This is a genomic window from Sphingomonas sp. BL-S-28 (assembly GCF_055521515.1).
Genome location: NZ_CM145484.1, coordinates 3,277,020 through 3,296,169, shown reverse-complemented (window position 1 = coordinate 3,296,169; position 19,150 = coordinate 3,277,020). Strand labels below are relative to the sequence as shown.

General features: G+C 63.3%; 16 protein-coding genes. 7 read left to right on the top strand and 9 right to left on the bottom strand.

Features of this window, described 5'->3' with window-relative positions; genetic code table 11:
- Positions 1-300: 300 nt before the first annotated feature.
- From ACZ1JC_RS24125 to ACZ1JC_RS24110, 4 genes are all read left to right on the top strand, one after another.
- Positions 301-1,545, top strand: a complete 1,245-nt coding sequence (locus tag ACZ1JC_RS24125) for a glycosyltransferase family 4 protein (protein ID WP_465137757.1) — start codon at positions 301-303, stop codon at positions 1,543-1,545.
- Positions 1,546-1,554: 9 nt separating this feature from the next.
- Complete coding sequence (locus ACZ1JC_RS24120) at positions 1,555-2,472, top strand: methionyl-tRNA formyltransferase (protein ID WP_465137758.1); 918 nt, start codon at positions 1,555-1,557, stop codon at positions 2,470-2,472.
- Positions 2,473-2,474: 2 nt separating this feature from the next.
- On the top strand, positions 2,475-3,176 hold the full coding sequence (locus ACZ1JC_RS24115; protein ID WP_465137759.1) for a PIG-L deacetylase family protein: 702 nt from the start codon (positions 2,475-2,477) through the stop codon (positions 3,174-3,176).
- Between the two features lie 929 nt (positions 3,177-4,105).
- Entirely contained in the window at positions 4,106-4,924 is an 819-nt protein-coding gene (locus tag ACZ1JC_RS24110) for a LuxR C-terminal-related transcriptional regulator (RefSeq protein ID WP_465137760.1), read from the top strand.
- Positions 4,925-5,123: 199 nt separating this feature from the next.
- Here ACZ1JC_RS24110 and ACZ1JC_RS24105 read toward each other — a convergent pair whose 3' ends face one another.
- Together ACZ1JC_RS24105 and rlmN are read right to left on the bottom strand one after the other, a co-directional pair.
- Positions 5,124-6,092, bottom strand: coding sequence for a formylglycine-generating enzyme family protein (locus ACZ1JC_RS24105; protein ID WP_465137761.1), 969 nt, complete (start codon positions 6,090-6,092; stop codon positions 5,124-5,126).
- 106 nt (positions 6,093-6,198) lie between these two features.
- Positions 6,199-7,506 carry a 23S rRNA (adenine(2503)-C(2))-methyltransferase RlmN gene (gene rlmN, locus ACZ1JC_RS24100; protein ID WP_465137762.1) on the bottom strand — a complete coding sequence of 436 codons (1,308 nt, stop codon included), beginning with the start codon at positions 7,504-7,506 and terminating at the stop codon, positions 6,199-6,201.
- A gap of 288 nt (positions 7,507-7,794) precedes the next feature.
- Here rlmN and ACZ1JC_RS24095 point away from each other — a divergent pair, with 288 nt between their 5' ends.
- On the top strand, positions 7,795-8,475 hold the full coding sequence (locus ACZ1JC_RS24095; protein WP_465137763.1) for an outer membrane protein: 681 nt from the start codon (positions 7,795-7,797) through the stop codon (positions 8,473-8,475).
- A 54-nt stretch (positions 8,476-8,529) separates the two neighbouring features.
- Here the strand turns inward: ACZ1JC_RS24095 and ACZ1JC_RS24090 are convergent, their stop codons facing one another.
- From ACZ1JC_RS24090 to greB, 4 genes are read right to left on the bottom strand one after another with little or no spacing between them, the layout of a single operon-like run.
- The gene (locus ACZ1JC_RS24090) at positions 8,530-9,036 is read right to left on the bottom strand and encodes a hypothetical protein (protein WP_465137764.1); all 507 of its coding nucleotides are present in this window, start codon (positions 9,034-9,036) and stop codon (positions 8,530-8,532) included.
- Between the two features lie 51 nt (positions 9,037-9,087).
- A complete protein-coding gene (locus ACZ1JC_RS24085) occupies positions 9,088-9,645 on the bottom strand; it encodes a TPM domain-containing protein (protein ID WP_465137765.1) in 558 nt (185 codons plus the stop codon).
- 20 nt (positions 9,646-9,665) lie between these two features.
- Positions 9,666-10,706, bottom strand: a complete 1,041-nt coding sequence (locus ACZ1JC_RS24080) for a TauD/TfdA dioxygenase family protein (protein ID WP_465137766.1) — start codon at positions 10,704-10,706, stop codon at positions 9,666-9,668.
- Between the two features lie 52 nt (positions 10,707-10,758).
- Complete coding sequence (greB, locus tag ACZ1JC_RS24075) at positions 10,759-11,244, bottom strand: transcription elongation factor GreB (RefSeq protein ID WP_465137767.1); 486 nt, start codon at positions 11,242-11,244, stop codon at positions 10,759-10,761.
- 120 nt (positions 11,245-11,364) lie between these two features.
- Here greB and ACZ1JC_RS24070 point away from each other — a divergent pair, with 120 nt between their 5' ends.
- Positions 11,365-12,729, top strand: a complete 1,365-nt coding sequence (locus ACZ1JC_RS24070) for a glycoside hydrolase family 27 protein (protein ID WP_465137768.1) — start codon at positions 11,365-11,367, stop codon at positions 12,727-12,729.
- A 247-nt stretch (positions 12,730-12,976) separates the two neighbouring features.
- Here ACZ1JC_RS24070 and ACZ1JC_RS24065 read toward each other — a convergent pair whose 3' ends face one another.
- Positions 12,977-14,941: a lytic transglycosylase domain-containing protein gene (locus ACZ1JC_RS24065; protein ID WP_465137769.1), complete on the bottom strand. Its 1,965-nt coding sequence runs from the start codon at positions 14,939-14,941 to the stop codon at positions 12,977-12,979.
- A 79-nt stretch (positions 14,942-15,020) separates the two neighbouring features.
- On the opposite strand from ACZ1JC_RS24065, the gene dapA reads away from it, so the two are divergent.
- Complete coding sequence (dapA, locus tag ACZ1JC_RS24060; protein ID WP_395327300.1) at positions 15,021-15,902, top strand: 4-hydroxy-tetrahydrodipicolinate synthase; 882 nt, start codon at positions 15,021-15,023, stop codon at positions 15,900-15,902.
- Between the two features lie 109 nt (positions 15,903-16,011).
- Here the strand turns inward: dapA and ACZ1JC_RS24055 are convergent, their stop codons facing one another.
- Together ACZ1JC_RS24055 and ACZ1JC_RS24050 are read right to left on the bottom strand one after the other, a co-directional pair.
- Positions 16,012-16,974 (bottom strand): hypothetical protein, encoded by a 963-nt coding sequence (locus ACZ1JC_RS24055; protein ID WP_465137770.1) that lies wholly within the window; start codon positions 16,972-16,974, stop codon positions 16,012-16,014.
- An 11-nt stretch (positions 16,975-16,985) separates the two neighbouring features.
- Positions 16,986-18,977, bottom strand: a complete 1,992-nt coding sequence (locus tag ACZ1JC_RS24050) for a S9 family peptidase (protein ID WP_465137771.1) — start codon at positions 18,975-18,977, stop codon at positions 16,986-16,988.
- Positions 18,978-19,150: the final 173 nt, after the last annotated feature.

Here is a 19,150-nt window from a genome sequence, read left to right as displayed (position 1 = left end):
CCTTGCATGTATTCATGAAGTCATCAGCCGGAATTGCCGAAAATCGCAGGAATAGGGGGTGGGCTCGACTTGCGGGCATTTGGCAGGTTCCAAATGGTTCCGACGGACCGGGTACAACTCCCCCCTAAATCGCCGGAACTCATCTCTAAGGGCTATCAGCCGATTAGATGCTTTGCTGCCGGCCTAGTCGCGCCCATCATTAGGGCGATCGTGGGGATCGATTGGGGCATTCGGAATGGCCGGAAAATTGGCCTTGCGTTTCATACTGATCAGTCACCCTAGGGGGGATTGAAAATCGTCATGAAAGTTCTCGTCCTGTCCAGTCTCGCCTATTCGCTCACCAATTTCCGGGGGGCGCTGCTGCGTGATCTGAAAGCCAACGGGCACCATGTCGTTGCCGTGGCGCCCGATGGCAATGCGGCGGTGGAAGCGGACCTTGCGAACTGGGGCGTCACCTTCCGCGTCGTGCCGATGGACCGCACCGGCACCAGCATCGTCAAGGATATGGCGTTGCTGGCTGCCTATACGCGGCTGATGGTGGCGGAAAAGCCGGATCTGGTGCTGGCCTACACACAAAAGCCGATCATCTATGGCGGCATCGCTGCGCGGCTGATGTGCGTGCCGCGCTTCTTCGCGATGATGTCCGGCCTGGGCTATGTATTCAGCGAGGCAAGCGCGCATCGCCGCCTGCTGCGCGGTTCGGTGGCGCGGCTCTACCGTGAGGCGGTTCGTCGTTCGCGCGGGGTCTTCGTGTTCAATGCGGACGACCGGAAGGACATGATCGACCTCGGCATCGTCAACGACCGGCACAACGTGGTGCGGGTGCCGGGATCGGGCGTGGACCTCGACCGCTTTACGCTGGCACCGCTGCCGCGCGGGCGGATGCGGTTTCTGCTGGTCGGACGGCTGATGCGGGACAAGGGCATCCACGAATTTCTGGAAGCTGCCGCCGTGATCCGCCGCGATCACCCGGACGTCGAATTCTGCATCCTGGGCCACTACGAACATGCCAATCCCACCGGCATCGATGAAGTGGAATGCGCGCGCCTTTCGCGCCAGTATCCGGTGCAATTCATTCCCGGCACGTCCGACGTGCGGCCCTATCTGGCCAGTTGCTCGGTCTTCGTGCTGCCGTCCTACTATCGCGAAGGGCTGCCGCGCACGATTCTGGAGGCAATGGCCACGGGCCGCCCGGTCATCACCACCGACATGCCCGGCTGCCGCGATCCGATCGTCGAAGGGGAAAACGGCTTCCTCGTCGCCCCGCGCGATGCCGGCAGCCTGCGCGCGGCGATGCAGCGCTTCATCGACAATCCGGAACTGGTCGCGCGGATGGGCATGCGCTCCCGCGATCTGGCGGAAAAGGTCTATGACGTGCGCAAGGTGAACCAGCAACTTCTGGACGAGATGGATTTGTTGCGAGAGCCATGGATCCGTTCCGACGCCGTGCCCGGCCGCACCGGCGGGGACCTCGCGGCCGAGATCGGCGCAGTGACCACGGCTGCCGCCAAGGCGTCCAGCCCGTCCCAGGTCGCAACGGGTTAAGGCGCGAACATGGCTACAGATGTTTTGCGGGCCGTCGTCGTCGGCGCGGTGGGTAGCACCGCCGTGCTGGTGGAGGAACTTGCCGCCGCCGCGGGCTGGGAAGTGCCGCTGGTGGTGACTTTGCCCGAAGAACTGTTCAAGCGGCACTCTGACCTTGTCGACTTGCGGCCCCATGCGGCGCGCGCGGGCGCGCGGATGGCGGCAGTGGCGCGCACCAACGATCCCGAAACCTTGCTACTGATCCGCGCGGCCCGGCCGGACTACGTCTTCGTGGTCGGTTGGTCTCAGTTGTGCGGGCCGGACTTTCTGGGCATCGGCGCGAAGGGTTCGATCGGTTACCACCCGGCGCCGCTGCCGCGCCTGCGTGGGCGGGCCGCGATTCCCTGGACGATCCTGTTGGATGAACCGATCTCCGCCTCCAGCCTGTTCTGGATCGGTGCGGGAACCGACGATGGCGACATCCTGGCCCAGCGCTATTTTCATGTCGCGCGGGACGAGACCGCGCAGGGGCTTTACGACAAGCACATGGACGCGCTGCGGCAGATGCTGCGCGACGTGCTGCCGAAGCTTGCTGCCGGGGAGCAACCGCGCACCGTGCAGGACGAACGCTACGCCACATGGGCCACCCGGCGCACGCCTGCCGATGGCGCGATCGATTGGCGGCGGTCCGCCACTGAGATTGACCGTCTGGTGCGCGCGGTGGGTCGCCCTTATCCGGGCGCCTTCACGCGGCAGGGCGATCGCCGCATCACCGTCTGGTCATCCCGGCCCATGCCGGGGGCGGAGCGTCATCATGCCATGCCGGGCCAGATCGTCGCGCGGCAGGGCCATGTGTTGACCGTGCAGACCGGCGATGGGCTGCTGGATCTCGTCGATTGGGAGATCGAGGGCACGAGCCCCGCCTTGCACGCGATACTGGAGGGATAGCGATGGCCACGCGTGCGGGCGCGGGCCTGCAACACTATGGCAAGGTGCTGGTAATCGCGCCGCATCCGGACGACGAAGTGCTCGGTTGCGGCGGCACCATGGCGCGCATGGCGGAGGAGGGGCTGGACGTGCAGGTGGCCGTGGTCACCAGCGGCCGCCCGCCCCAGTTCATTGAGGAGTCGGTGGCGCAAGTCCAGGCGGAGATGCGGCGGGCGCATGCGCATCTTGGCGTAAGCCAGGTGCACATGCTGGGCCTGCCGGCCGCCGCGCTGGATACGCTTTCAGCGGCGGAGCTTAATGCCACCGTCGGCCAATTGGTGCGCGAAGTGCGCCCTGACACACTGTTCCTGCCGTTCCTGGGCGACATCCATGCCGACCACCAATTGGCCTTTCTGGCCGCGATGGTGGCCGCGCGCCCGCGCGACCGGCGCGTCCCCACCCGCATCCTGTGTTACGAGACGCTGTCCGAAACCAACTGGTATGCGGCGCCGATGACACCGGCCTTCGTGCCCAACGTCCATATCGACATTGCCGGAACGCTGGCGCGCAAGCTTGAAGCGTTCGGGATGTTTGAAAGCCAGGTGAAGGCGTTTCCCGACGAACGCTCCATCATGACGATCGAGGCCTTGGCCCGCTTGCGTGGCTCCACCGTGTTTGCCGAGGCTGCGGAAGCTTTCATGCTGGTGCGCATGATCGAGCGCTGATGACCCGGCGGCCGGGCATCGTCCGGCCGGGGTAGGGCGCATTTATGAAAAACGGACCGTTACTCAATTTTCCATTTAAAAATCGCGTCGAATACTTTCTGGCCCGCCGCGGTCGGGGTGCCAGGGAAGGCGGGTCGCGTCGATCCTGAGGCATTCGGTTGGATGCTGCGATGCACACTCAACATTGTGCAATGCAACGAAAATTTCGGTCCGTTAGCTGATTGCGCGGGTGCCGATCTCCGCCTTTGCAGGGGCGTAATGTCCGCTCGACCGGTGCGCAGGCGCTCGGAATCGCCTCGATCCCAACGATAGTCGCGGGTTGGCCATGGCAGCGCTGCTTAAACCGGCGATTTCGAGATCCGCGTATAAGTCTAAGTAATTCATGGGTTTGTGGAGAAAAGACGATCGGCCTCGCTTCCATATGGACTCAGGGGCAGCGTCCGAAGGATCGATTCGCGATCCGGAATTCGCGGGATTGGATGGGAGGAGCGGCGCGAATGGTTGCCCAAAAGCCACAATTGGGCACCAATCTAACCCGGTCGGCTTGTGTGCGCAATTGCACAAACAAGCGTAAACCTATGATGCAGAACGCATTTTCCGTCCATATACCTATTTAGAGGTAGAGGGTTCCCGAAAAATGCATGATTTCAAGCATTCGTGCCAGTGAACTTGTTGAAATGAATAACTAAGATACTGAAAGATTGCATTTTTTATGTTGTGTCCCAATCCGGCATTGTTGTCTTGTGGAGCTTCGTCAGCCCTCGACTTGAACTCCCGGATATGTTTTAAGGAAATGCACCTAATGCTGTGGGGTATGAAGGGGCATTGGAGGGGGGCACCAGTTCCGTCTGGTTATCCGCCGAATGTCTATCTTGTCTTCTTATGGCTACGTCGGGCGTTCAGTCCGTTCGTACGTTCCCCCTGTATGAGTGTCGGCGGCCAAGATCGCCGAAGTTAACAAGCATACATTGGGTCGTCCTATTTCCAGGATTCAGGAGATAAAGACGATGGCGCAATTTGATGAAGTATGTGTCTCCATTGTGGGATTCAATTCGCTGGTTCGTGAGGGGATCTGCAAGATCCTCGATAAATGCGAATTTCGTTGCAGCCGCTTTTACAGGGATTGCGACGAATTGCTGGCCGAAAGTGCCGGTGCGAACCTGGGACTGACCATTTTCGACATGGGACATTGCGACGATCTGCTGGGCTGTCTGTCCACGCTGAAGGATCGCCATTCCTACATGCGGGCAGTTCTGCTGGCCGACGAGTTCGAATTTGGCCAGATGGTAGATGCCTTCCAGCTGGGCGCTCATGCCTATCTACTGAAGGAAATCGGCGCCGAACCGCTGATCGAGTCGCTGCGACTGGTTAACCAGGGTGAAAAGGTCCTGCCCAGCGCGTTGCTGCAGCATCTTCCGCAAAAGCAGGCGATTGCCGAAGGCCAGGCCGATGTGCAGGTCCAACTCAGCGAACTGCTGTCTGACCGTGAAATCGATACGCTGCGCTGCCTGGTGATGGGCTATCCGAACAAGGTTATCGCCTATCGGCTGGACATCAGCGAAGCCACCGTGAAGGTTCACGTAAAGGCGATCCTGCGCAAGCTGATGGTTCAGAACCGCACCCAAGCGGCGATCTGGGCGGTCAACCAGGGTCTCGTCACCCAAGGCGGCGATTTCCGCGAAGCGGCAGACTATGTTCCCGCCGTGGAAGAAATCGCGCGGCCGGCCACTCTGGCTTTCGCGCGCTAGAGCAGATTTCGACCCGACTGCGTCGGATCTACTGCTCTAAGTTTTTGGTTCGGCGCATTTTCCGAGTCATCAGGTTTCACCTGATTGGAAAATGCTTTGATACGCAACAGGGGTCTCTATCGGGGCTTATCGGCGCGGCAGGTCCGTCCTGTCGCGCCGACGCGTTTTGGGGTTCGTTCGAACTTTGCGTCGCCGGCCTTCAGGCTGGGTGGCGGACCACGCAGCGAAAGCCGATATGGCTGGTGGCCGTGTCGATCATCTCGGGATGGCGCGCCGCCGGGCGATAGCGCTGGCAGTAGTTTTGCGCGCAGAGGTGTGATCCGCCCTTGATCACCTTGCGGCCGATGCGCACTTGCGGCTGGGCGGGGTCGAAGCTGTCTTTAAGCTTGCCGCCTTTCGGATTGCTGATCGCGCAGCACGATCCGCCGCCCTTTTTCACCTCGGGCTTTTCGGACCACCAATCGCGCGTCCATTCCCAGGTGTTGCCGATCATGTCGTAGAGGCCATAGCCGTTCGCGGGGAAGCTGCGCACGGGTGAGGTGCGTTCCCAGCCGTCCAGGCACTGGTTGGCGAAGGGGAACAGGCCTTGCCAGTAGTTCGCCAGCATCTGTCCACCGGGGGCCAGTTCGTCTCCCCAGGCATATTCCGCGCCTTCCAGACCGCCGCGCGCGGCATATTCCCATTCGGCTTCGGTCGGCAGGTCTTTGCCCGCCCACTTGGCATAAGCTTCGGCATCGGCGTGGCTGACCTGCACGACGGGATGATCCCAAAGATCCAGCGCGTCGACATCGCTGCCGGGGCCGTAGGGATGGCGCCATGACGTGCCGAAATCGAAGCGCCACCAGTTGCCGGGATTGCCGGTGTCCACCGGTGTCGCACTCTTGTGGAATACCAGCGCGCCGGGCTGCGCCATTTCCGGCGGCATGCCGGGATAGTCCTTCGGATCGGGCGCGATCTCCGCCACGGTGACGTAGCCTGTTTCCTCCACGAAGCGGGCAAACTGGCGGTTGGTCACCGGGGTTTCGTCGATCCAGAAGGCATCGACCGCAACGCGGCGCAGCGGTGCCTCTTCGGGATAGAAACGCTCCGACCCCATGGTGAACGTGCCACCGGGCACATGGATCATGCCGAGCAGGGCTTCGCTGCCTTGGGTCAGGGGGTCGGTCATTGCAGTCCTCTTGTCGGATATCGCATCCGGTTTAGGGCTGCATCGAACCTACGCCAAATGCGTATTTTCTTTGCAGCCCTAAACGAAGAACTGAGAAGGCAGGGACTTAGCCGAGCGCGACTTCCTTCTCGGCATAGAGCCGTTCCAGCTCGGCGCGGCTCTTCTTCTCGGCGGCGGTCTTGAGCTGGCCGCAGGCCGCGTCGATGTCGCGCCCACGAGGGGTGCGCACGGGGGCCGAAATACCGCCTTCGAACACGATGTTCGAGAACGACCGGATCCGCTCCGGCGTCGAGCATTCGTACTGCGCGCCCGGCCAGGGGTTGAACGGAATCAGGTTGACCTTGGCAGGCAGGTTGAACTGCTTGAGCAGGCGCACCAGTTCGCGCGCGTCCTCGTCACTGTCGTTCTTGTCCTTCAGCATCACGTATTCGAAGGTGATGCGGCGCGCGTTCGATGCGCCCGGATAGTCGGCACAGGCCTGCAGCAGATCCTCGATGCCGTACTTCTTGTTGATCGGCACGATCTCGTCACGCACGTCCTTGGTCACCGCGTGGAGCGAGACGGCAAGGTTCACGCCGATTTCCTCGCCGCAGCGGGCCATCTGCGGGATCACGCCCGAGGTGGAGAGCGTGATGCGACGCTTAGACAGGGCAAGGCCCTCGCCGTCCATCACCAGCTTCAGCGCATCGCGCACATTGTCGAAATTGTAGAGCGGCTCACCCATGCCCATCATCACGATGTTGGTGAGCAGGCGGCCGTCAGCGGAGTAGCCGCCTTCCTCGTCGTCGGTCTCGGCACCATCAACGCCGTCACCGAAGGCAAAGTCCATGCGACCCTTGGGCCATTCGCCCAGCGCATCGCGGGCGAGCATGACCTGTCCGACGATCTCTCCCACCGTCAGGTTGCGGACGAGGCGCATCGTGCCGGTGTGGCAGAAACGGCAGTTGAGCGTGCAGCCCACTTGCGAGGATACGCAAAGCGTCCCGCGATCGGCATCGGGGATGAACACCATCTCGAAATCGTGCGCGTCCGCCGTGCGCAGCAGCCACTTGCGGGTGCCGTCGCTGGAGTGCTGGGCCTCGACGATTTCCGGGCGGCCGATCACGAAGCGTTCGGTGAGCCAGGGGCGCATGGTCTTGGCGATGTCGGTCATCGCCTCGAAATCGGTGACGCCGCGGTGGTAGATCCAGTGGTAGACCTGCTTGGCGCGCAGCTTCGCGGCCTTCAGGTCCAGCCCGGCGCTTTCGAACAAGTCGGCAATGCGCTTCTTGGGCAGGCCCATCAGGTCCACGCGGCCGTCCTCGCGCGGGGTCACGCCTTCGACGATGCCGGGGCGCGGCACCGGAACGGGATCGATGTGCCCGGGGATCGGCATCGGGCCGGCCCCGGCAGAGCTGGTAATGGTGTCTGTCATGATTGGGGCGCCATATAGGGCAATCCGCCCAAAAACGGAAGATGCAGCGCATCATCATCCGCGCGACGCGGATGCGCGCCCGCACGGGCAGGCGTGTACGCGAACATCTGCAAGGGGGGATCGGTTCCCCCCGGGCAGCGTGCGATGGGCTCTGGCCATCGCATTAGTGTTGCCCAAAAACATCAACGATTTCGTTATCTTAGGTTCAGGAAACCGAGCCTTTGCGACAGGCATTTGACCAGTCCCGGCAGGCAAGACCTGCTCAAGAACACGGATTGGAGTGAACACATGAAGAAGGCTCTCTTTGGCCTCGGTACCGGCGTCGCACTTGTTTCGGCCCTTGTTTCGGCCCCGGCGATGGCCCAGGATTCGGCCCCGGCGCAGCCTTTCAACGGCTTCCACGTCGAAGCGCTGGCCGGTTATGACGTGACCAAGGCCGGCAGCAGCGTCGACGACGATTCCAATATCGACAACGACCAGTCGATCGACGGCTTCGCCTTCGGCGTGGGCGCCGGTTACGACGTGCGGATGAACAACTTCGTCATCGGCCCCGAAGCGGAAGTGACGTGGTCCACCGCCAAGACCAAGTTCGATGACGGTGATTTCGAAGGCTTCGGCATCGGCAACGTGAAGACCAACCGCGACCTCTACGTGGGTGCGCGCGTCGGCTATGTCGTCGCGCCGACGACGATGGTCTACCTGAAGGGCGGCTACACCAATGCCAAGTTCGATGTGCGCAACGCGGTGGGCACGGTCGATACCAAGACCGATCTCGATGCGGACGGCTGGCGGATCGGCGCCGGCGTGGAGCAGGCGATCAGCAACAATGCCTTCGTGAAGCTCGAATACCGTTATTCGAACTACGAGAAGGGCGAACTGGACTACCGCGACGATATTCCGGACGGCCAGCGCTTCGACCTTGACCTCGATCGTCACCAGATCATGGCCGGCGTAGGCGTGCGCTTCTGATTTCCGCTTGAGGCGGGGGAGGGCGGGGGTTGCGGCTCCCGCCTTTTTCTTTGCTTATTGCACCTTGGCGCAGCCGATCAGCGCGGCATCCATGGCAGAGGCAGCGCCCGCCAGCGGCCACGCGTTGACGAAGCGATTGCCCTTCATGTCCGTGGCGGTGACGGTCATGCGCGGCGCGGAGCGCATGGCAGCGACGATGGCGGAATTATCGCCTTCGTTCCGCGCCCAGGCGTCGCCGCCGCCGCCGGTCAATTGCCAGCGCCGGCCGCCGACGTTCAGCGTGATCGTGGTTTGCGGCGCGATTCGGCGGGATAGGCGCATGTGGAACTGCCCGCGTGCCCCCCGGCGCGGCCAGCTACCGATGGCGACAAAGGGCTGGTATTCGCGCGCAGCCAGATTGGGCTCCGCCATGGCAATGGCGTAGCAGCGCGGCACCACGGGATCGCGAAATGCGCCCCAGGCGGCGTAGAGCCCCAGACTCTCACGCGCGAGCGCGGGTAAGGCACCGGCAGCGCTGCAGGCGGCGAGCAGGGCGATGAGGCGGAACGTGCGACCGGACATGCATTTCATCGAGGCGGGCTCATGGCATGGTTTCGGGCGGATGCGAAGGCGTCAGTGGAGTTGGCTGGAGATTGCGGCGACGCCTTTCTCGATCCCCGCGCCAAAATCCCCTGCCTTGAAGCTGGGCAGCATCTCATGATCGATGATCGTCCGGCTCCGATCGTCGGGCAATTGGGCAATCAGGCCGTCGCCCACGGCAATGCGCACTTTGCGCTCGTTCGGGGCGACAAGGACGATCACGCCATCGTTCAAACCCTTGCGGCCAATCCCCCAGCGATTGCCAAGGGCGCGGGTGTAAACCGAGATATCCTCACCGCCCAGCGACGGTGTGGTGGCCACGACCATTTGATGGCCGGTCCGCTTTTCCAGCGTTTGCAGGCGTTTCGAAATCCGCGCCTGGACTTCGTGCGGGAGCAGTCCGGCTGCGTCGTTGACGTAGCCCTGAAGGCGCAGTGCCTCGCCGGCCGGCTGAGTGCTCGATGCTGCAAATGCGGTCGCTTCTGCAGATGCGGCCGCCGACTGCTGCTTGCATCCGGCAAGCAAAAGCGAAGCGCCGCACAGTGCGAAAAGTAACGGACGAACCCCCATGGCGCGGTTCTGGCCGCGCATGTTCCTGCGCGTCAAGCCGATCAGGCTATTTCGCGCAGGACTTCGCCCACCTTTTTGCCATCCTCGAAATAGCCCAGGCCGTAGTCGCCCTTGATCGTGGTGCGCAGAGTGCGGCGTTCATAGCGCGCGTCGCAGCCCTCCACCGCGTGGAGCATGCGGTGGTTGTCCCAGATCACCATGTCGGTGGGCTTCCAGTCATGCCAGTAGGCGCTGGTTCCCGTTCCGAGGCGATTGATCGCCACTGCCGCTTCGTCGAGCAGGGCGTCGCCTTCCTCATCCTCGTGATGCTCCAGCGCGACGGCCATCCACGGGCCGAAGTGCAGCACCTTTTCACCGGTCTGGCGCTTCCACACCGCCGGGTGCATCGCGCGCGGAAAGCGCGCGGCTTCCTGCAGCAATTGCGGCGTCGAACTGTGTTCGGTCAGCGGCGTGAAATCGACGCCGTACTTCATCGTCGAAAGCCGGGTGTCCAGCGTGTAGACCACATTGTGCCCTTCCAGTCGGCGGCGCAGGCCTTCGGGGAACTGGCGGTAAAGTTCCACGCCGTCCATGAACCCGGTGCGCCCGCCTTCGGGCGCATTGACCGGCGCGCGCAGCACGCCTGCGTAGTTCAGCTCGTCGTTGTAGCAGTGGTCGAAATGCCAGGGTGAGAAGCGGGCCACGATCTGCCCGTCGATCTCCACCAGCCCTTCGCCGCGCGCGATCTCGTCGCTGGGCTTGTAATGCATGTCAATCACGCCCTCGGCTTGGTCGCCGGTCTCGTCATCGCGCTTGGTGGTCTTGGTGGGATGGTCCTTCAGCGGGCCGAACACGCGGCTCAGCGCCACCTGCATTTTCGAGCTGGGCTCCATGTCTGTGAAGACGATGACGCCGCGCGCCACGAACAGATCGCGCAATTGCTGGCGGACCGACTCGTCCTCCAGCGTTTCGAACGTCACGCCCGAAACCCGCGCGCCGAAGCTCAGGTCTTCCCGAAGGTTTTCAATGCCGATGCCAGCCATGTCATGCTCCTCTCTGGCCGCGCCGATACGTGTCGGCGCGATCCTAAGCTTGCTGAGCATGGTGCCATGGCCTTTGCGCCGGGGCCAAGCGGAATTTGCCGCGCTTGCCGCCTCAGGCAGTCGGGTAGGCGATCTCCATCACTTCCCATTCCTTCTCGCCGGAAGGCAGGCGCACCATGCGCAGATCGCCGATGGCCGCACCACGCAGGGCACGGGCGATGGGCGCGCTCCAGCCGATCAGGCCCTTGGCAGCGTCCTGCTCGTCATCGCCGACGATGGTGACGGTCTTGTGGTTGTCGTCCTCGTCCGCGATCGTGACGGTGGCGCCGAAGAAGACCTTGGCGCGCTCGGTCTGATCGCGCGGATCGACCACGCGCAGGGCCTTCATGCGGCGAGCGAGGAAGGCCAGTTCCCGGTCGATCTCCCGCATCCGCTTGCGGCCGTAGAGATAGTCGCCGTTTTCCGAACGATCGCCATTGCCCGCCGCCCAGGAAACGATCTCCACGATTTCCGGCCGCTCCTTGCCGAGCAGATGGTCGTAGCGGGCGCGCAATTTCGCCATTCCGGCGGGCGTGATCGGGGGACCTGCGGGTTTCATCGCCAAGGCCATATCGGGCGCGCTTCGCGTGGCCAAGGGGCAGGGCCGCTTCTCCACGACCTTGCGCGGCGGCTATTAGTCCGACAAAAGAGGGCAAATCTATCAGGGATCGAGGAAATCATGGAACTCTCACGCCGCTCCGCGCTGATCGCCGCTGCCGCCGCACCACTTGCCGGAATGGCTGCGCGCGCCGTTGCGGCTGAAGCTTCGCACGCGCTTCCGGCCGCTCCCGGCGCGACGCTGGCGCCGCGTCCGCCGATGGGCTGGAATTCGTGGAACAGCTTCGCCGGCACCATTACCGAGGGGCAGGCGCTCGAAACCGCCGCGATCATGCGCGATAAGCTGCTGCCCTTCGGCTACGACGTCTTCACCGTCGACATCCAGTGGTACGAGCCCGAGGCGAACAGCTACACCTACAACGCTCATCCGGTGCCCGCGCTGGATGCGAACGGGCGGCTGGTACCGGCGCCGAACCGCTTTCCTTCGTCCAAGGGCGGAAAGGGCTTCGCGCCGCTGGCCGCGAAGGTCCACGCGATGGGCATGAAGTTCGGCATCCACGTCATGCGCGGTATCGCACGGCTGGCGGTCGAGAAGAACCTGCCAATCCTGGGCACGCCCTATCGCGCGCGGGACATTGCCGACACGAACAGCATCTGCCCGTGGAACCCGGACATGTACGGCGTCGACATGACCAAGCCCGGTGCACAGGAATACTACGACAGCATTTTCCGCCTCTATGCCTCGTGGGGCGTGGATTTCGTGAAGATGGACGACATGAGCCGGCCTTACGACGCCCACGCGCCGGAGATCGAGGCGGCCGCCAGGGCCATCTCGCGCTGCGGTCGGCCGATCGTGCTCAGCCTTTCACCCGGCGAAACCCCGGTGCCGCGCGGGGCCGAAGTGCGCAAGCATGCGCAGATGTGGCGCATTTCGGACGATTTCTGGGATGAATGGCCGCAACTCTATGCGCAGTTCACGCGGCTGGAGAACTGGTCTCCCTTCGCCGGGCCCGGCTCCTGGCCCGATGCCGACATGCTGCCGCTGGGCCGCATCGCGCTTGGCGAGCGCAGCAGCCGCTTCACTCCGGACGAGCAGCAGACTCTGATGACGCTGTGGTCCATCGCCCGTTCCCCGCTGATCATGGGCGGCGATCTGCGCGGCATCGATCAGGCGACCATGGCGCTGCTGACCAATCGCGAGGTTCTGGCGGTGAACCAGCACAGCACCGGCAATCGCCCGCATTTTCTGGCCGATAATACCCGCGTCTGGTCGGCCCGCGCGGAGGGGAGCGAGGACCGCTATCTGGCGCTGTTCAACACCGGCGATGCGCCGTTGGAGGTTGCAGTGCCGCTGCGTGAACTGGGCCTTCAGCGCGGGGCGGTGCGCGATCTGTGGAAGGGCGAAGACCTTGGCGTGAGCGAAGGCCGCGTCAGCGCCAAGCTGCGCTCGCATGCTTCGGCGCTGTATCGGGTGAAGCCGGCGTAAGCCGCCTCAAGCCGGTTAGGTTAGGGTACGCTACGCCACGCAGCACACACGACATTTGGCTAACCAATCCCCGTCATCCCCGCGAAGGCGGGGATCCCGCTTGTTCTTTCTAACGCACGCAGAGATGCGGAGAGGCCGGTGCAATGCTGCGCGGCCCCTCTGCGTGAATCCAAGAAAAGCGGGGCCCCCGCCTTCGCGGGGGCGACGGGATTTTTGTATGCAGGGTGGGAGTAGGGAGTTCGTTCCCTCAACCCGGCGTGTTCTTCCCCATCAACCGGCTCAACGGCGTATTGCTGCGCACGCCGACCTTTTCAGGATGCATCGCCTGATAGACCACGGCGTTTTCCAGCACGCGCTGGATGTAGTTCTTGGTCTCGTAGATCGGAATCTGCTCGATCCACGTCACCCAATCGACCGATCCCATGCGCGGATCGCCATTGGCGGCCAGCCACTTGTTCACGTTGCCTGCACCGGCATTGTAGGCGCCGATGGCAAGCGGATAAGACCCGCCAAAGTAATTGCGCATCCGCGCGAAATAGGCGTCGCCCAGCTGGATGTTGTAGGTGGGATCGCTCACCAGCCGGCTGTCGTCGTAGGGCAGACCTAGCTTGCCCGCCTGCTCGCGCGCGGTGGTGGGCATCAGCTGCATCAGCCCGCGCGCGCCGGCATGGCTCAGCGCGTTCTGGGCGAACTGGCTTTCCTGACGGGTCAGCGCATGGACCATCGTCCAGTCCGCGCCCGGCGGCGTCGGGATCATTGGATAGGCGATCTGCCCGAAGTCGCCATAGCCATCTGCATGGGCGCTCTGGCCGAGAATGACGGCAAGATCGCGGCGGCCGATCTCCCGCGCCAGATCGGCGACGAGCACGTGATCCGCCTCGCTCTGCGCCTGATCGGAGATTTCCTTGAAGAACTGCACGCCGGTCTTCCAGTCGGCATCGCGGGCAACGTCGCGCACGGCCTTGGTGATCGGCTTGGCCATGAAGGCGCTGCGCTCGGCAGAAGTCGGCATCCCGCGCGGCTTTGTGTCCAGATCGGGCAGAGGGCGGCCCAGCCGTTCCAGCGCCAGCTGGCCATAGAAGTATTGCGGATAGGCGGCGGCCATCTCGAAGTAGCGGTTGGCCCCGGCGGAATCGCCCGCCTGCGACAGCGCGCGGCCGGCCCAGTAAAAGCCCTTCGACCGCGTGCCCGGCGTCTGCGCGGCGGCGCCATAGCGATAGAACAGCGGCGCGGCGCGGCGCGGATCGCCCAGCGACCACAGCGCCTTGGTGCCGCCCAGCCAGACCAGCGTCGTGTAATCGTCGCGCAGGCGGTAGGACATCTTCGAGATGTCCGTACCCGGCGGGAAGGCGTCGTCGATGGAGCCAGCGATGCGCACCGCCGAATCCGAACCGGCACTGCGCGCCGCGTTCAGCAGTTCGCGCACCCACTTTTCCGGCTCCGGCACGGGTTTCGACAGAGGCGGGCGGTTCGCAAGCAGCGAAATCTCACCCGGCAGGTTGCCCGATTTCCGCGCCTGCACGGCGCGGGCATAGATATAGCCGGGGTCCGCATTCATTTGCGGCGTCAGCGTCAGTCCCATCGTGCCCGGCGCGGAACCCTGCAGCATTGACAGCCGCTCCATGAACAGCGGGCGATTGGCCGTGGAGACGAAGGAAATCTGTCGCTCTGCCTGAGACGTCTGGCCCTGCCACAGCAGTTCATCCATGCGGGCGTCGTGATCGGCCTGCGAGAATCGCGATCCATAGGTCGACAGCAGCCGCGCTTCGTCGTCCGGCGCCAGACTGCCGCCGCGCCATGCGGCCAGCGCCTTCTGCGCCGCGTCGGAGCGTTGCAACGTCGATAGCGCTACGGCGTAGCGTCCGGCGGCCTCGCTCGTCAGTGGCGGAAATTTCGTGAAGAAGGCGACCGTGGTGTTCGCATCCGCCGGATAACGCAGCAGCGCCCCCTCGGCATAACGGCGAACCCGTTCTTCCAGCGGATAACCGGGGTAGGTCATCAGGAAGTTCGCATAAGTCCCGAAATCGAGCTGATCGCTGGCGGTAAGCTGCCGCCAGCGATCGATGGACTGGTGCACGCTCATGTCGTGCGATTGCATCTGCTGGGCCTTGGCGATGTCCCATTCCCGGCCGTCCTGCGCCAACGCAGGGGCCGTGGAAAGGAACGTCGAAGCAAGCAGGATGAGGGGGGCGGCACGCTGCATGCTGGACATTTGGGGAAAAGGCTCCTTATCAGGCGCTGAACGTCGGGACCGATCGCCCGATGAATGAACACCAGCTGAGGTAAAGTCCATGTTCTCCGGCTCTATTCCTGCTCTTGTTACACCGTTTCGCGACGGAGCGTTCGATGAGCAGGCTTTTCGGCGGCTGGTGGACTGGCAGATTGATTCGGGTTCGTCGGCCCTTGTGCCCTGCGGCACCACGGGTGAAAACTCGACTTTGTCGAACGCCGAACACCACCGGGTGATCGAACTTTGCGTGGAACAGGCCGCCGGCCGCGTGCCCGTGATCGCCGGCTGCGGCAGCAACGACACGATGAACGCGCTGCTGCACATGAACTTCTCCAAGAAGTGCGGCGCATCGGCCGCGCTGCTGGTGGCGCCCTATTACAACCGCCCCAGCCAGGAAGGCCTGCTGGCCCACTTCAGCTACCTTGCCGAGCATAACGACCTGCCGATCGTGCTCTACAACGTTCCCGGCCGCACGGTGACCGACCTGCTGCCCGAAACGGTGATCGAACTGGCGCGCCGCTATCCGGACCGTTTCGTCGCCATCAAGGACGCCAGCGGCGACCTTTCCCGCGTGACCGATCACCGCATGGGCATCGGCAAGGATTTCTGCCAGCTTTCGGGCGACGACGAACTGGCCCTGCCGTTCAACGCAGCCGGCGGCGTCGGCTGCATTTCGGTGACCGCGAACGTCGCGCCGAAGCTCTGCGCCGAATTCCAGGCGGCCTGCGCGGCCAACGACCTTGAGGAAGCGCGCCGCCTCAACGACCTGCTCTACCCGCTGCACTACGCGATGTTCGAGGACAGCTCGCCGGGCCCGTGCAAGTACGCGCTGGCGCAAGTGCACGACTGGATCGAGAACGAACTGCGCCTGCCGCTGGTCCCCTGCGGCGACAAGGCACGCAAGGCCGTGGACGATGCGCTGGTGCACGCCGGTCTGGTCTGAGCGGTTAGCCTTTCAGGATAAGGAAAGGGCGTCGGTGCGAACCGGCGCCCTTTTTATTACGCATCGGGCAGCACGTTCGAGGATGCGGTAAGGCGGACTGTGAGCAGGCTTATTGGGGCCAGTTCGCGAACTGGCCCGTTCCTTGTCGTCCCCGCACTCCGTCGCGGGCAAAAATCTTTTGGTCACCATGCCAAAGAAGATGGCCTTCAAGATCGGTGACGACCGCTTTTAACGTGGAACCGGAGTCGTAGCTGTACCAACTCAGTTCGACCAGACTGACGACCTCATTTCCGTTACGCCACGCTCCAAGGAAACGCGCATCAACATAACTGGTCGGTGTCTTAACGTAGGTGGCATTTCTCCAACGAATCATGGCCGCTTCGACGGGCGGCGGCAGATCCTCCAAAGAATAGATCGGTGCGCCGAACTTGTTCGAGAGGGGGCTGTTCATGACGGCTGCGTGTGCAAAGGCCATCTGGCGCGCTCTTATCCCGAAGGGGGTGAGGAAGCAGTTTGACGCAGGCTCCTCGTTACGTGCCACTGATTCCATTTCGCCCAATTTTCGCGTTTTGGACGAGCTGAGATCACCTTCCTGAATTGCAGCAATGCGCGGTGTGCCGCGTTCAATCGAATAGTAAATCCAGTACGATGTCGGATCGATCTCGTCCGTTGAATTAAAGTTTTCCGATTGTGGTTCTGATACGAGGACGATTGTCTGGTTTCCGGCACGTTCCTGCGTGCACCAAGGGTCCACGTTTTCACGATCGGACCACTCCAAGCCAGCAGCGCGCGCTGCAAGGCGCGCTTCGTGAACGGTCATGTTCAGATGAAAGGGGCCCAACGGTTTACCCCACCGCGACGGATCCGGCTCGGCACGATCGCTTGACGGGTTAACCTGCCAACTGCCGAGAAGCGAGGTGGTTGGCAGCCGCTGCTCACGCTTCTTGGCGACTGCGACATTTGCGGCTTGCGAGGGTTGCGGGCTTGCCGGTCCGTCCTGACGACAACCGGCAAGCGCGACAATCAGTGCATATCCGGCGAGATGGCGGGCGATGGGTGAACGACCTTTCATCTCGCCGCCCCTCAATCCGCCGGGTTGTACTTCTGCACGAACCGCATCGTTTCGGAGAGCATGCGCTTCCGCGTCTCCTCACGCGAAAGCCAGTGGTCCTCGCTGGCGAGCGTCACCATCTCGTAGGGCTTGCCGGCATCCTTCAACGCATCGGCCATGATCGTGCTCTGGCGATAGGCGACCACGGTATCGTCCTTGCCGTGGATCAGCATGACCGGCGCATCGGCCTTGGCGGCGAAGCGGCGGGGGGAGATCGCGTCGTAGCCGGAAGGATCGCCCAACTGCTTGCGTAGCACCTTGCGCGTCATCTGCGAATCGCCGTCTTCGCGGATGTCGGTTTCGTACATCAGCTTCACGTCGCCGATGCCCGCCACCGAAACGGCGCACTTGTAGAGGCCCTGTTGCAACGTCACGCCGGCCAGCGCGGCATAGCCGCCATAGCTGGCGCCGACGATGCAGGCGCGCTTGGGATCGGCCACGCCGCGCTTCACCAGTTCGGCCAGCCCGTCCGAGATGTCGGTTTGCATCTTGCGGCCCCACTGGCCATCACCTGCATGCTGGAATGTATCGGTGCGGCCGGTGGAGCCGCGGAAATTGGGTTGGAACACCGCGTAGCCGCGTGAGGCGAAGGCTTGCGCCCACCAGTCGAACTCCGGCTTGTCCTCGGCAGCCGGGCCGCCGTGCGGCAGCACGACGATAGGCAGGTTCTTCGCTTCCCGGCCCGGCGGCAGGGTGAGCACGCCGTCCATCTCCAGCCCGTCCGCCGCCTTGTAGTCGACCATCGAGATCGCACCGACCTGTTCGGGCGCGATGTCGGGCCGTTCCTCGCCGATCGGATCGGCGTGTCGTCCGCGCACGTCGACGAGGTACCAGGTGCCGCTGTCCTTGTTGCCGCTGGTGCTCAGCAGCACTTTCGAAAAGTCCGGCGTCCAGTCGATCAGGTGCGGATCGCGGCCGGCGAAGGCCTTGAAGATCTTGTCCAGCGCGGTCTGCTTGGCCGGATCGAACATCACCGTTTTCGGCTTTTCGGCATCGATCCGGTAGCCGAGCAGATTGCCGGTGGCATGGTCGACGAAAATGCGTTCGATCTTGTCGCCCGGAAGGACTTCCTGGGCTTCGCCGCCGGTCAGCGGCACTTCGAACCAGCGCGTGCCGCCTTCGCTGTCGTTGATGGCGTAAATCACGGTGGTGCCGTCCTTGCCGAAGCAGATCAGGCTGACCTGCCCGGTGGGGGCGATGCCGCGGGCCAGTTCGGCGCCCTTGGGCACGGTGATCTTCCAGAAGCCCTTGTTCTCTTCGATATCGAGCACGACGGTGACTTGCCCGTTGCCGTCGATCAGCCAGTCGCGCCAGTGATCCTCGGCCGGGGCGGCGGCGACGGTGCGTGGGCGATTGGTCTTGATGTCCACGGCGTAGAGCGTGGTGCGGCCATGAGTAAACTCGGGCTCCGGTCCGGAGGTGTCGAGCGCGATGCCGCCGAAGAAGCCGACGGTCTTGCCCTCGATGGTACGGATGCCGTAGCGGCCGCGCGTGGTATCGGCCACGGCCTTGGTCTTGCTGAAGACGAGTTCGGCCGTACCGCCGGCAGCGGGTACGATGAAGGTGCCGCTCATCTCGTACTTCGATGCCGCGAATCCGAACATCGACACGGTGGCGCTGGTGGTGAGCAGCATGGTCTCGTTGTCGGCCCATTCGATGGCGCGGACTTTGCCGTCTCCGGTCGAGGCGTTGCGCAGGAACTTGCCCTGATCGTCCACGACGACGAGGCGGCGATCGCCATCGATGCGGGAGATGCTGGCGATGTTGCGGCCATCGGGCGAGATCGCGGCGTCTTCCACGCGCGGCAACTCGCCATAGGCATCGAGCGGCGGCGGACCCGCCACCACCGCCGGCGGCGCGGCGGCCGGCTGTTCCACCGTGGCGGCGATCGCCGCTTGCCCGGCCAGAATCGGGCACACGACCGAAGTGAGCGCAGTCAGCGCCCAGGCACTCCGTGATTTCATTTTCGAAAATTCCCCCTTCGATTCTGCCGGTATTTCGCTGCTCCGGTGAAACGGCAAGAGGGCGCGGCTAGGGTGCCATGATTAAATACTTGTTATCCTCGGCCTTTTGCCAAGTTGAGGGTGGATGACGGACTTTTTCATCACCGATTTCGCCCGTTTGCCGCCACGCTCCA

Coding starts and splice junctions, on each gene's coding strand:
- ACZ1JC_RS24125 (WP_465137757.1), top strand. CDS start 301: ATGAAAGTTCTCGTCCTGTCCAGTCTCGCCTATTCGCTCACCAATTTC.
- ACZ1JC_RS24120 (WP_465137758.1), top strand. CDS start 1,555: ATGGCTACAGATGTTTTGCGGGCCGTCGTCGTCGGCGCGGTGGGTAGC.
- ACZ1JC_RS24115 (WP_465137759.1), top strand. CDS start 2,475: ATGGCCACGCGTGCGGGCGCGGGCCTGCAACACTATGGCAAGGTGCTG.
- ACZ1JC_RS24105 (WP_465137761.1), bottom strand. CDS start 6,092: ATGACCGACCCCCTGACCCAAGGCAGCGAAGCCCTGCTCGGCATGATC.
- rlmN (WP_465137762.1), bottom strand. CDS start 7,506: ATGACAGACACCATTACCAGCTCTGCCGGGGCCGGCCCGATGCCGATC.
- ACZ1JC_RS24095 (WP_465137763.1), top strand. CDS start 7,795: ATGAAGAAGGCTCTCTTTGGCCTCGGTACCGGCGTCGCACTTGTTTCG.
- ACZ1JC_RS24090 (WP_465137764.1), bottom strand. CDS start 9,036: ATGTCCGGTCGCACGTTCCGCCTCATCGCCCTGCTCGCCGCCTGCAGC.
- ACZ1JC_RS24085 (WP_465137765.1), bottom strand. CDS start 9,645: ATGCGCGGCCAGAACCGCGCCATGGGGGTTCGTCCGTTACTTTTCGCA.
- ACZ1JC_RS24080 (WP_465137766.1), bottom strand. CDS start 10,706: ATGCTCAGCAAGCTTAGGATCGCGCCGACACGTATCGGCGCGGCCAGA.
- greB (WP_465137767.1), bottom strand. CDS start 11,244: ATGAAACCCGCAGGTCCCCCGATCACGCCCGCCGGAATGGCGAAATTG.
- ACZ1JC_RS24070 (WP_465137768.1), top strand. CDS start 11,365: ATGGAACTCTCACGCCGCTCCGCGCTGATCGCCGCTGCCGCCGCACCA.
- ACZ1JC_RS24065 (WP_465137769.1), bottom strand. CDS start 14,941: ATGTCCAGCATGCAGCGTGCCGCCCCCCTCATCCTGCTTGCTTCGACG.
- dapA (WP_395327300.1), top strand. CDS start 15,021: ATGTTCTCCGGCTCTATTCCTGCTCTTGTTACACCGTTTCGCGACGGA.
- ACZ1JC_RS24055 (WP_465137770.1), bottom strand. CDS start 16,974: ATGAAAGGTCGTTCACCCATCGCCCGCCATCTCGCCGGATATGCACTG.
- ACZ1JC_RS24050 (WP_465137771.1), bottom strand. CDS start 18,977: ATGAAATCACGGAGTGCCTGGGCGCTGACTGCGCTCACTTCGGTCGTG.